Source organism: Maribacter sp. MS6, assembly GCF_056839185.1.
Map to the genome: position 1 here is coordinate 1,089,067 of NZ_CM166389.1, position 13,594 is coordinate 1,102,660.

Below are 13,594 nucleotides of genomic sequence, written 5' to 3' on the forward strand. Positions count from 1 at the left end.
CACTATGGAAAACACTGTTTTAGAGTTAAAGGATGCTGCTATATTTCAAAAAGAAAGTCTTGTTTTAAACGAGGTAAACCTACACGTAGCCAAAGGCGAATTCGTGTACCTCATTGGCAAGACAGGTAGCGGAAAAAGCAGCTTCATGAAAACACTCTATGGTGACCTGCCATTGAAAAAGGGAGAAGGCAGTATTGTAGATTTTAACCTAAAGACCTTAAAAGAAAATGACATCCCCTTTCTAAGGCGAAAGTTGGGCATTGTTTTTCAGGATTTTAAGCTGTTGCCAGATCGGAACATCAACCAAAATATGTTGTTCGTTTTAAGAGCTACCGGATGGAAGGACAAGGCAAAGATGGACACCCAAGTGGAGGCCGTACTAGAAAAAGTGGGGATGAAAACCAAAGGTTTTAAATATCCGCACGAAATTTCAGGAGGGGAACAACAACGTGTTGCCATCGCTAGAGCACTTTTAAATGATCCTGAACTTATTTTAGCGGATGAACCTACAGGAAATCTTGACCCGCAAACTAGCGTGGAGGTCATGAAAGTATTACAGGAAATTAATAAATCTGGGCGCACTATATTAATGGCCACACACGATTACGCCCTAATATTAAAATATCCTTCTAAAACCATTAAATGTGATGCCAACAAAGTTTTTGAAGTGGTGCAGAAGGCGGTATAATAAAAGTTAGACGGTGGACAAAATTAGTTATTAGCAAAAATTAAGACATACAGCGTCCAATACTAAATACACCAAAATAAATCTGCGAGTATCAAACCTAGAACCGCAACCTATCCACGAACAACTACGCACAATCTTAACAATTACGTACTTAGTAATGAACCATATTCCAATTTATGACATTAAAAAACGAAGAAGCAAAAAGGCTTAAAGAACAGGATGAGAATACAAAAGATTGGTTAAAATGGGGACCCTATCTAAGCGAACGCCAATGGGGAACGGTAAGGGAAGACTATAGCGCCCATGGAGATGCTTGGAACTACTTTCCTCACGAACATGCACGAAGTAGAGCATACCGTTGGGGCGAAGATGGTATTGCCGGCTTTTCTGACAGGTATTGTAATATCTGTTTTGGCATTGGGCTTTGGAACGGTAAAGACCCTATTTTAAAAGAACGGCTTTTTGGACTTACAGGTCCGCAAGGAAATCATGGCGAAGATGTTAAGGAACTGTACTACTACTTAGAAAGTACGCCGACCCATTCCTACATGAAACACTTGTATAAATACCCACAGGCTGAATTCCCGTATGCAAAACTAGTTTCTGAAAATCAGAAAAGAAATAGAAACGAACTGGAGTACGAAGTACTGGACACAGGGGTATTTGAAAACAACGCATACTTTGATGTATTTACAGAATACGCCAAGAGCGATGATAAGGATATCCTAATAAAAATAACGATACATAACAGAAATTCAAAAGCGGCAGAAATACATCTGCTACCTACCCTGACCATGAGAAATCACTGGACATTTAAAGAAATGCCAAAAAAACCAGTGATTAAAAAGCGAACTGAAAAAGGGAAAACTTCCGCCACTATCGAACATCCGTATGTTGGGGATTATAATCTATATTTTCAAGAGGCAGACCAACTGTTATTTACAGAAAACGAGACCAACCGAGAAGCGGTATACCTTCAAAAAAACACACATCCCTACAAAAAAGACCTTTTTCATAAAGCTGTCTGCGGCAACGACTACGCGGTTGCCACCAAAAATACTGAAGGCACCAAATTTGCGCCTTTGTACCATAGAAAAATAGAGGGCGGTACATCTGTTTCGGTGGTGCTTAGATTAAGTGATAAAACTTTGGACAACCCTTTTGGAGACACATTTGACAGTATTTTTCAGAATCGAAAAAAAGAATGTGATACTTTTTATGAGGAAATAGTGCCTAAAGCAAGCACGGATAAAAAGGCAATTTTAAGACAGGCCATGGCCGGATTGCTTTGGACGAAGCAATATTATAATTACGAGGTAGAACAATGGCTCAAGGGAGATTCCAAAAATTCACATCCACCAAAAGAACGCCTTACCGGCCGCAATAACTCTTGGAAAACGCTTAGGAACCACGACATACTTTCCATGCCAGATGCCTGGGAATATCCTTGGTATGCAGCCTGGGACTCGGCTTTTCATTGTGCATCGTTCGCATTGATAGACCCTAGTTTTGCGAAAGAGCAACTCTTGTTATTTACCAAAGAATGGTACATGGCGCCAAACGGGCAAATACCTGCATACGAATGGAACTTTAGCGATGTGAATCCGCCCGTTCAAGCATGGTCTGCCTTGCGTATCTACAAAATCGATAAAGATAAAACAGGTACGGGAGACGTAAAATTTCTTAAACGGATGTTCAATAAATTGGCCCTAAACTTTACATGGTGGGTAAACCAGTTGGACAGCAGCCAAAAAAACGTTTTTCAGGGCGGATTTCTAGGTTTGGATAACATAGGAGTATTTGACCGAAGCAACGGCATACCCGGAAACGGCACATTGGAACAGGTAGACGGTACCGCTTGGATGGCACTTTACTGCTTGAATATGCTCGAAATGAGCTTGGAAATCGCAAAAAAAGACGATACCTATGAAGATATGGCTACGAAGTATTTTGGACATTTTATCTTTATAGCCGAAGCCTTAAATAACATAGATATCGCTCACGAAGGAACTTGGGATAATGAAGAAGGTTTCTTTTACGATAGACTGGTATTACCGGATGGACGCTCAACACGGATAAAAATACGGTCTATTGCCGGTATGTTATCCTTGGCAGCAGTTCTTACCATAAAAAAAGAGACCCTGGCACAATTCCCAAAATTTAAGTCAAGTGTTCTGTGGTTCCAAAAATACCGTATGGAGAATTTAAAATTCCCCGTTATACAAGGATATGAAGACGGAGAAGACCTACACCTTTCTTTGGTACCCAATGATCGTTTACAATTATTGATCAAGAGTTTATTGGACGAAAAAGAATTTTTGGGTCCGTATGGGATTCGTTCACTCTCCAAAATCCATAAAGAACCTTATCACATACACATCGAGGGAATTGATTATTCCATTAACTACGAGCCTGCAGAATCTACGGTATCCTTGTTCGGAGGTAATTCCAACTGGCGCGGACCTGTTTGGCTGCCCATGAATTATCTTTTTATTCAATCACTAAGGGAATATTACAGTTTTTGTGGTAAAGATATGGAGTTCGAATATCCCACAGGGAGTGGTATTAAAATGGACCTCCATCAAATAAGCAATGAAATAAGTAAACGACTCATCAAAATGTTTGAGAAGGATGGCAATGAAAAACGACCTATAAACCTTTTGCATGACCAACAGTATACAGACCCTAATTTTAAGGATTTAGTATTGTTCTATGAATATTTTCATGGCGAAAATGGCCGTGGACTCGGAGCCTCGCACCAAACAGGCTGGACAGCTCTGGTCGCTAATTTGATTCAGGAGTTGGAAGGGTAGCGCTACGCGAGTTTCACAGCATGTCCTACCATTTTTGCTATATTCTTTAGATAAATTTTTAAAATTATTTGGAAGGTCCCTTAAAACTAAGGGAAGCCTCCGCTTGCAGATAGTGGGTTTTGATTGTGAACTGCTTTGTACTGCCAACGCTTTAAACTACAAACCCAAGAAGAAATATCAAATACAACCAGACGCGCACTACCTGAGGTTCTTACCAAGCATAACTTGGAATCCGCTTTAAAGCACGTAGGTAAATCCTATCCGTCGAAACCTAACCCATATTTAGCAGTAGGATAAAGAACCCCATTTTTTAGTTCAAAAACATCTTTAAAGGGATCATCTACCAATTCTAAATGACCGTCTAAATCTGCATACATGATATTGGGCCGGGATAGGGCAAAGTGTAGCCCTGCGGCAATGCCCAAACCACATTCGTCTATACAGCCTACCATCACTTCCAATTTGGCTGACTTGGCTACAGAATTTATATGTATACCCACCATTATACCCCCAACTTTTTGGAGCTTAATATTTACCATGTTCACACGCTCGTTTTGAGCAAGGCGAAAAGCATCGGCGAGGGTTTTTAGACTTTCATCTGCCATTACGGGAATGGTGGTCTTATCCGTTACTTCACCTAAACGTTCCTCGGCTCCTATTTTTGTGGGCTGTTCAAATATTTCGATGCCAACGTTAGCAGTTGCTTTTTCAAATTGAAGGGATTCTGCAACGGAATAGCCTTGGTTACCATCAAAACGCCATGAAATTTGCGGAAAGGTTTCATGGAGCTTTGTCATTTTTTCCACATCCTCTTGCACATTGCTCCCTCCTTTTATTTTAAGAATCGAAAAACCTTGTGACACATATTCATGAGCATGCTTCATGGTTTCCTCCAAGGGTAAAATCCCTACAGTAATACTTGTAGGAATCGAATTTCGATATCCGCCTAAAAACTTATAGAGCGGCACTTCCGCCTTTTTAGAAATCAAATCGAAAAGCGCTAAATCTACCATAGCCAAGGACGATGCCCTTTTTCCAAGTATATGCTTGAGTTCAGACAGCAACAAAGCATAGGAAAACGGATCTTTGCCTATTAAATAACCGGAAATTTCATTCTTTATCGCCTCCTCGACCTCATCGGGTGTTTCTCCTGTTACTGCTTTGTCCGGTGCGGCACAACCATAACCCAGCCATTTGCCATCGGTCTCTATTTTTAAAATGAAATTTGAGGTTTTATCTATGGTTTCGTAGGCAATGGTATAGGGTACTGCTAATTTTAAATCGTGCCGTTCGTAGGATATTTTTGTTATTCTCATTTAAGTTTGGACATCAAAAGTTCTACCAATGCGTCTGCGCCATACTCCAGCACATCAAAGGCGGGCAGCTTGGTCTCTAAGGTTATTTGTTTACAGGTTTCCAAAATTTGGTCTTTCTCCATATTTTCATGATTCACAGTAATGGCGATAACTTCTTTACCCGATATAACCTGAATTGCATTTATCTGTTCTTGTAGCGAATGCATCTTATAGCCTGGGAACCCATCATATTCTACACGCGTGGGCGCATGTTGCAATATTACATAGTCCGGTCTTCCCGCAGCCAAAATTTCAAAGCCGCCAGGATACGCAGGATTCATTAAACTGCCCTGTCCTTCGATCACAATAACATCGGGGTTTTCATTGGTATAGGCACTTACTACGGCATGTTCAATTTCACCAGAAACAAAATCGTTGATACAACTATCCATAACCATACTGTATTTAGCACCCTGCATCCAACCGGTTTGTCCCGTACCTATCATTTCGGCCTTTTTGCCCGCTGCTCTAAAAGCATGCACGAGTAACCAAGCTGTAGTGCGTTTACCTAAGGCAGAATCGGTTCCTAGAACAGCTAGTTTCAAACAGTCTACTTTTTCTATATCCCCTGTAAAAAAGTGCAGTTTGTCCCGATCCGGCGTTTTTCTTATATCGCGAACCTGACACTTATTCGCTGCTGCCACCTTCATTAAATCTGTATCGTTCGTTAAAAAATCATGCAGTCCACTGTCCACGTTCCACCCCATTTCCAATGCTTTTTTTATCGTGCCTTTCGCTTCCTTAGGCAAGCGACCACCGTCCGGAGCAAGCCCGATTACCAAATAACTCGGCATCTTAGCTTCAGCGTTTAACTGCATCGTTGCGGTTTCTATATCCTTAAAAACAGGAATACCGTTCGGTCTTCCATCCAAGACATCCCCAGCATCCCTACCTGCGTAGTTGGAATCTAATACGCCTACCACCTCATACCTTTCTGTAAATCGAACCAATCCATGTGCTGTCTTTCCGTTTGGGGTATTAAAAGCACCCTCACAGTATACGAGAGCGATGCCATCTATTACTTTTTTCATTATTTTTTATTTAGTGTTTTGCTGTAAGTACCGCCACAAATCTGTCCGGCTCCAGGTTTAGTTTTTCGTCTAACTCCAACAAGCCTATCAAACCTGCAGTCGATGCCGGCAGAATCTTAAATCCCTCTTTTTTTGCCAAAAGGGCGGTCATTTCCCTTAATTTTTTATCGCTGATATTATAGGCACTACCGTCAGATTCTTTTAAGGCATACAACGCTTCCTCCCCGTCAAAACTATGCCAATTAATCAGTGGCTCGTTATATACCGTTTCCTTTATTTTATCTGGATTCAAATCTTTACAATGCTCCAAACCTTGTAAAAAGGATTGTATAATGGGATTCTTAAAAGAAGACGAAGCCGCTATCATCTTTGGAACACGCGAGGTTTTTCCTCTCTTATAGAGACTTACGAAACCCCTGTAGATTCCAGCGAACAACGTACCGTTGGAAACAGGAACAGCGCAATACTTGGGAGCATCTCCCAAATCCTCAAAAATTTCCTGTGCTATTTGTGCATAGGCAGATATTTGTAAAGGTGTATTGGCGCCACCAGGATTGGCATCGTACCATCCGTTTTCGTTCGCATGCTCTGTACTCTTTATGACGACATCCTCATAGCTACCTGGTAATCTAATAATTTCCGCATGTAGGCTTTCTATCTCCGCAATTCTATCGGTATGATAAGACTCTGGAATATATACCTTACAGGCTATTCCTGCTAAATCCGCAGCCAAGGCCATCGCTACCCCATAATTACCGCAGGTGGCAAGGGATACAACGTTATATTCCCTACGTAAAGCGTCATAAAGTTGAGCGAAGGCAATCCTATCCTTTTGGGTACCGGTAGGGTTATCGCCTTCATATTTTATATACAGTTGTCTTAGGTCAAATTCACGCTCAAGCGTTTTTGCACGGCTCAGTCCCGTATCGCCAACTTCCAAGCTTATAATATCTTCATAACACTCCAGTCTATCCACTAAAGATTTGGAAGTATCCTTCACTAGTTCACTTAGCTTTCTTGCCTCTGAAGATACTTTGTTATCCGAGGTTTTTACACCATCTTTAAGATTCATATTTCATTGTTCTATGCTTCCTTTAAAATACATTAAAATTAAACAACAACTGCTTCTCAGTAAAGTAACTTTTTTTCTTTGAAAAAGGATGCATAGGTACGTAGTTTTGAATTTTATTTTTAGAATTTAACACTGTTTTTATGCATGTAGATGACAGTAGTACATTTTACTTGGTTGTTGCTTATGTACTCAAAGTAAAAATTAACAATAATAAATGGTGTCATCTGTCTATTTTTAGAATTATTTTTAAAGCTTGAAGAACAAGCCTGGTACAAACCACCTAGTTTTAGACCAACCATTACATGTTTAGATATCCTTTTCATCCAGTACTTAAAAGCCACGTACTCCTTTCCTTTGCACTGTTCATTTGGATATTTATCTTTTTATACCTGACCGCACCCTTGGATGTAAGTGAACTCACATCTGCTGAAAAGTTAACCTATTTGCCCCTATATGGGATTGTAGGAGCTATATCCTACCTCGCCATGCTCCCTTTCCAAAACTGGCTATTGAAAAAACGAAAGCAAATCTGGTTTTTGGTAGATGAACTTCTCTTTTTTACAGTATTTCTTGTTTTAGGTTTTATACTGGCACGTTCAGTTTACTTATATGTTATCGTTTACGGGGAACCCAATCCGTATCCCATAGGGTATTATTTTTTCAATCTGTATTTACCGGCGATCAGCATCGTTTTGCCCATTATTCTAATCGGCAGATGGGGCATGGGAAAATATCATGAAAAACAACTGGAGGATAAAAAGGTAGAAATAAAAGGAGAAGGCAATTATGAAGGATTACGCCTAGCACTTAACGATATTATCTGTATAAAATCTGACGATAATTATATTGAAGTTTCCTATGTTTCTGGGCCAGTAGTCAAAAAGCAATTGATCAGAGGGAAACTATCGCAGGTGGAAACAGATATTGATGCCCTTACGCGAACCCATCGTTCCTTCCTCATCAATCCCTATCATTTTTTACAATGGAAATCGGAAAACGGTAAGACAAGTATAGAGCTTACCCATTCCATTTTCGTCCCAGTCTCCAAGACCTACACCACGGCCCTAAAATCCCAATTACATTTCGCCACAAACTAGGAGTATTTCACCCCAAAGCCCATATAATATAGGTTTCTATTGGGTACTGTAGCGTAAGTTTGTTTCATCATAAATCTATAAACAAACCGGCATGCAAACAAAATCAAGCTTAAAATTAAAAGAAAACCATACACTATCTACCGGTAACTTTAAACACAGGATATTCCTTTTATTAGTGGCTCTAGCTTTTTACACATCAGGGTACGGACAAGACCAATCTTGTAATTGCATAGATGACATTACATTTCTGGATGAGCGATTGAAAAAGACACCTGCCTATTCCAACTCAAAAGCAAATTATGCGAAAGTGTTCAACGCCGTATCCGAACAGGCAAAACAGAACCCAACGACATTTGAATGTTACTACCTTATGAACAAACTGGCATTGGCTATTAATGACAGACACCTTAAAATCTATGGTGCTAAAACAGAAATGAACAGCGAATTACTTGCGGATAGTATTGCGGTAGATTCCTTCAAACTAGCTGAAGATTACAAAGTATTTCCAAAATTGAACATCAATTTAGATAGTTTAGAAACCAAACTGAGAATGACAACCAGAGATAGTAACGAAGGTAGCTACTACCGAGGTACTGCGATGAAAATAGGGGTCGTAAAAAGTGCGGATATTAACGAATTTATGATGGTGGTACTAGCCTCGGAGAACCCAATTTGGGTAAGAGGCGAGGTAGTGGGAAAACTGATTCCCTATGGCACCGATTATCTTAGATTTATTGGCGGTAATTTGAATTCAAAAAGATTGATCACCTTCGCCGAACGCATTAAGAATGGCATTTTCTTAACCTATGGCTTTCAAAAAGACCCCGACCGGACCAACTTTTCCAAGGACAATAAAATTGAAGAAACTTTTGGGATAAAGGAGCTTTCCAACACGCTTACCTATTTAAAAGTGAGAAGTTTTAATTCCTTTTATCCAGAATTGGCCGAAGCTGAGAAATTTTACAAAATAATAGCTACGGAATTAGGCGACAAAGAATTGGTGCTGGATCTGAGAAATAATGGAGGTGGCGGTAACAGAAACTCCAATATACTACTAAAGCTGCTAAAAGACATAGATACCGACAAACAAATCCATGTGCTTATCAATCATAACACAGGTAGCAATGCGGAACAGTTTGTAGCAAAATTAAAATCATGGAAAAACGTAACCTTATATGGAGATAAAACTAACGGCACCATAAGCTACGAAATAAAAAACAGTGTTTATACGTTACCCTGCAGTGGTTTTATTGCCGAGCTAACCTCCAAGAAACACAGTAAATTTATAGCCTACGAATCCAAAGGGGTACAGCCAGACGTGACATTGGATTATAACAAAGATTGGCTGGAACAGCTTATTGCGTTAAGCACAAAATAATAGAAATATCCTTAATTTCTTAGTGATACCATGGTCTAATTATTTGACGGTTTGTAAATTAACGGTGCCCTTTAAGGGAAGTCTACGAAAAAGTTGACTTCTCTTTTTAACTAAGATTAGGATGAATTCTCGCATTTAGCATGTGGGTATTCATCCATTTCATTTAAAAAATTTAACATTTGATTTGGACTAACGGAGTTGTTTTCAGTCATTCCATTAGCTTTGTCGATGAGCGACATCCTGTAAAAATTAACACACTACCAACTAGTGTATTATCTACTTTTGATTACATTTTTAAAAACCATAAAAAATCAATGAAATCAAACCTTTTGTTTTTTGTTTTAACACTGTTATCGGTGGGTACATTAGTCGGGCAGCAGGAGCTTCCCATACAGATAGATGACACCAAGATCAAACCTCTGAGGAAACTGGTAGATAGTTCCCTTCAAGTGAATTTAGAACGGGAAATTGCAACGCATGCTGACTGGAGCCGACTAATTGCACAAAAGAAAATGGCGATAGGTATCGTAGATTTAAGCACCCCCGAAAATGTAAGGTTTGCCAGTGTTAACGGAAACCACATGATGTATGCTGCCAGTTTGCCTAAAATAGCTATCCTCCTTACCGCTATGGATGCCATAGATAAAGGAGAATTAAAAGAAACTACGGAAGTAAAGAAGGATATGCGATTAATGATCAGCAAATCCAATAACGCAGCCTCTACCCGTATGATTGATCGTGTAGGCTATGAGCGATTGGAAGCTGTGATGACGAATCCTAAATATGAATTTTACGATGAGGATAAAGGTGGTGGTCTTTGGGTAGGAAAGCGATATGGTGGTGGTGGTGACACGAACCGCGAACCGCTTAAAAATCTGAGTCACGCAGCAACGGTAACCCAAGTATGTAGGTATTACTATCTACTTGCCAATGGAAAGCTTGTTAATGAAAAACGTTCCAAACAAATGTTGGACATTATGGAAGATCCAGAGCTACATCACAAATTTGTAAATACTTTGGACCAGATTGCCCCTAATGCTCGTTTGTTCCGTAAATCGGGCTCTTGGCGTACGTTTCACTCCGATTCAGTATTGGTATGGGGAGAAGACCCAGACCGTAGGTACATTCTTGTAGCCTTGATAGATGACGCCGACGGAGAACAAATTATTAGAAGTTTAGTGAAACCGATTGAGAAGGCCTTAAAAAAGCCAGTACTTTAGTAGCGGAATAATTCTAAGGTCCTGTTAAGTAAATGATCAAGAGCTTCCTAAAAAAAATATTCGATATACGGGAGGGCGAATTCAAAGTATCGCTTTGGATGCTCTCCTATATATTTTTGACCATTGCGGTACTATTGATCGTAAAGCCTACGGTAAATGCAATATTTCTCTCGGAACTTGGCGTAGAACAATTGCCTTTTGCCTTTTTGTTGGTGGCCATTACAGCTATTGGAAGTTCCCTCTTTTATTCTAAAGCTGTATCTAAATATGCCCTAAATAAGATCATAAGAACTTCTTTACTAAGTTCCATACTTATTTTAGTTGCTCTAGGCGTCTTGTTGAACACCGGTATCGTAAATACTTTTTTGCTTTACTTCTTTTATACTTGGGTGGCTATCTATGCTGTACTATCTGCCTCCCAGTTTTGGGTACTTGCTAATTTAATTTATAACGTAAGGGAAGCCAAGCGATTATTTGGCTTTATAGGGTCCGGTGCTATCCTGGGAGGAATTGTGGGCGGCTACCTCACTACTATTCTTGCACCCTTCATCGGGAACGAGAATTTGGTATTCGTTGCTGCATTTTTGTTGTTGCTCTGCATTCCGCTTTTAAGAAAAATATGGGCGGCCAAAGCCAATACAACGGGCAAGGGAACGAAGAGGGAAAGTACACTAATCAATAGCGAGAGACCATTTCAACTTATACTTAAATCCAAACATCTTACCTATATCGCTTCTATCGTTGCCGTTAGTGTTCTGGTTGCCAAACTAGTGGATTATTTGTTCAGTGATTATGCCTCGGCAGCGTTCAGTGATGCTGATGAGCTTACCGCTTTTTTTGCGTTTTGGTTTTCTACCTTTAACCTGCTTTCCTTGGTGATGCAATTATTCTTTACCCACCGTATCGTAGGTATATGGGGCGTAGGTTTTTCATTGTTATTGCTTCCCATAGGAATATTTGGAGGCAGCATCTTTTTTCTACTGCTACCAGAACTTTCTGCCGTGGTAGTTATAAAAGCAATGGACGGAATTTTAAAACAGTCCGTGCATAAAAGCGCATCGGAACTCCTGGCCTTACCCTTACCTTTTGAACTAAAGAACAAGACAAAATCATTTATCGATGTTGTTGTAGATAGTATCGCCACAGGAATTGCAGGATGTTTGCTGATTTTTGTAATTAGGGGATTGGAACTTCCCTCCTTTTACATCGGCATCTTAATTCTAGTACTCGTAATGGTTTGGCTACTTTTCATCTTTAAGGTACGCAAAGAATATTACAAAACCTTTCGCACTAATTTAGAGGTACTCACCGATAAAAAGGTCATTGACAAGAAGCTAGTGGAGAAGCCCATTTCAGTGGTCGATGGAATGAAAAAAGTATTCCATAACGGCACAGAGGCACAGCTCCTTTTTATGCTGGATAAATTAATGGAAATCAATGACAAACGTTTTGAAGAAGATGTTGAGGGTTTATTGGAACACCCCTCTGTAAAGGTAAAAACAGCCGCCATTCAGAACCTTTATTTCTTAAATAGCCAAACCATGTCAGCAGATGTGGGCGCCTTATTACAGATTGATGATACCGCTCTTACTGTGGCCACACTCGCTTATATACTTCATTTTTCCGACAAGGATACTTCCTTCGTTTACGACCATTATCTAAAGCACGATACACCACGTATTGCGAATGCAGCCTTATACTGTTTGGCGCGTGAGGCGCGTGCAAATCCTGCGCTACAAAACAGCTATTCCCTTAAATCCAGAATTACAGAGAAAATAAGCAGTATAGAAAAAAAAGAAGCTCCGAAAACTGAGGTAATTGCAGTGTTGGATACGATTGGAGTAGCTGGTTTATCCAACTTTTATCCAGTACTCACAACCTTTAGTCAAAGTGAGACCGAAGTATTATCCTCTGCGGCGATAAGTGCAATGGGACAGACCTCGTACCTACCATTTTTAAAACACATTATTCCCTATTTAGCAAAAAAAGCACAACGAAAAACGGCACTTGTTGCATTGCACAACTATGGAGTACAGGTAATACCTACGCTACGCGATGTTATTCAGAACAGAGAACACCCCTTACCTGTACTCCGTTTTATACCAATGGCAATACAATCGTTCAACTCACAAGTGTCCGTAAAGCATCTATTATCGCTTTTGAAGGATACCGATGTAACCATTCGTTTAGAGGTCATTCGTGCATTGAGTGTTATACGGAGTTCCCATCCGCAGCTCAAGTTTGACCGCTTTAAAGTGGTCTCCGGTATTTATGAAGAGTGTAAATTACACCATCAGACCTTGGCTGCCATGCATACTCAAATTATTATTTCGTATCGTAATCGCAAAAAGTCAAAAAAAGAAATCAGTGATGCCGAACGTAACGCGCGTACTAGCTTGCTGGAATTACTGGAGCGCCGTTTGGATGCAGGCTTAGAGCGGATTTTCAAACTTTTAGGCCTACGGTACCAACAAAAGGATATGGATATCGCCTACGAAGGACTCCTAAGCGGAAAATTGGAAGCACAGACCAATGCCATAGAATTTTTGGATAACCTGTTAACGGGCGACTTAAAACGTAAACTACTTCCCATAATTGAAGATTCTGCATTGGATATCTCCTCGGAGGCGGAACTTCAAAAAATAAAGCATAAGGTACCTTCCGAAATAGAGTGCTTTCAATTGCTGCTACAGGAAAACGATCTTAAGGTGAAATTGGCCGTATTGTTCTTGATACAGCAACAGAAAGAGGTAAAGTACCTTCCTATTGTAGAAAACTACTTGCACAGTGAAGATGTGAAATTAAGAACCTTTGCGATGAATGCTTTTGCTGCATTAAGCTAAGGTTTTTATGTATGATTTCATTGCGTGTTTCACAAACAGATTTAGTAAACAAAAACGAACACGAGAAAATTCCTTCGGAATTTTCCAAATGAGCAAT

At 40.0% G+C, this 13,594-nt stretch carries 9 protein-coding genes; 6 read left to right on the forward strand and 3 right to left on the reverse strand.

Going from position 1 to position 13,594, the window contains the following annotated elements; translation table 11 throughout:
* The first annotated feature begins 4 nt into the window (after positions 1-4).
* Together MS6x_RS04915 and MS6x_RS04920 are read left to right on the forward strand one after the other, a co-directional pair.
* Positions 5-688 carry a cell division ATP-binding protein FtsE gene (locus MS6x_RS04915; RefSeq protein ID WP_482605741.1) on the forward strand — a complete coding sequence of 228 codons (684 nt, stop codon included), beginning with the start codon at positions 5-7 and terminating at the stop codon, positions 686-688.
* A gap of 176 nt (positions 689-864) precedes the next feature.
* On the forward strand, positions 865-3,501 hold the full coding sequence (locus tag MS6x_RS04920; protein ID WP_482605743.1) for an MGH1-like glycoside hydrolase domain-containing protein: 2,637 nt from the start codon (positions 865-867) through the stop codon (positions 3,499-3,501).
* Positions 3,502-3,758: 257 nt separating this feature from the next.
* On the opposite strand, the gene MS6x_RS04925 is transcribed toward MS6x_RS04920, so the two are convergent.
* The 3 genes from MS6x_RS04925 to MS6x_RS04935 are packed head-to-tail and all read right to left on the reverse strand — an operon-like array spanning position 3,759 to position 6,959.
* The gene (locus MS6x_RS04925; protein ID WP_482605744.1) at positions 3,759-4,817 is read right to left on the reverse strand and encodes a mandelate racemase/muconate lactonizing enzyme family protein; all 1,059 of its coding nucleotides are present in this window, start codon (positions 4,815-4,817) and stop codon (positions 3,759-3,761) included.
* Complete coding sequence (locus MS6x_RS04930) at positions 4,814-5,887, reverse strand: N-acetyltransferase DgcN family protein (RefSeq protein WP_482605746.1); 1,074 nt, start codon at positions 5,885-5,887, stop codon at positions 4,814-4,816. Before MS6x_RS04930 ends, MS6x_RS04925 begins: the two co-directional genes overlap by 4 nt.
* Positions 5,888-5,897: 10 nt before the next feature.
* Positions 5,898-6,959: a pyridoxal-phosphate dependent enzyme gene (locus MS6x_RS04935; protein ID WP_482605747.1), complete on the reverse strand. Its 1,062-nt coding sequence runs from the start codon at positions 6,957-6,959 to the stop codon at positions 5,898-5,900.
* Positions 6,960-7,261: 302 nt separating this feature from the next.
* Between MS6x_RS04935 and MS6x_RS04940 the strand changes: the two genes are divergently transcribed.
* The 4 genes from MS6x_RS04940 (at position 7,262) to MS6x_RS04955 (ending at position 13,497) form a co-directional block, all read left to right on the forward strand.
* Positions 7,262-8,056, forward strand: a complete 795-nt coding sequence (locus tag MS6x_RS04940) for a LytTR family DNA-binding domain-containing protein (RefSeq protein ID WP_482605749.1) — start codon at positions 7,262-7,264, stop codon at positions 8,054-8,056.
* Between the two features lie 91 nt (positions 8,057-8,147).
* Entirely contained in the window at positions 8,148-9,434 is a 1,287-nt protein-coding gene (locus MS6x_RS04945; protein ID WP_482605750.1) for a S41 family peptidase, read from the forward strand.
* A 314-nt stretch (positions 9,435-9,748) separates the two neighbouring features.
* Complete coding sequence (locus MS6x_RS04950; protein ID WP_482605752.1) at positions 9,749-10,654, forward strand: serine hydrolase; 906 nt, start codon at positions 9,749-9,751, stop codon at positions 10,652-10,654.
* Between the two features lie 32 nt (positions 10,655-10,686).
* A complete protein-coding gene (locus MS6x_RS04955) occupies positions 10,687-13,497 on the forward strand; it encodes an Npt1/Npt2 family nucleotide transporter (protein ID WP_482605754.1) in 2,811 nt (936 codons plus the stop codon).
* Positions 13,498-13,594: the final 97 nt, after the last annotated feature.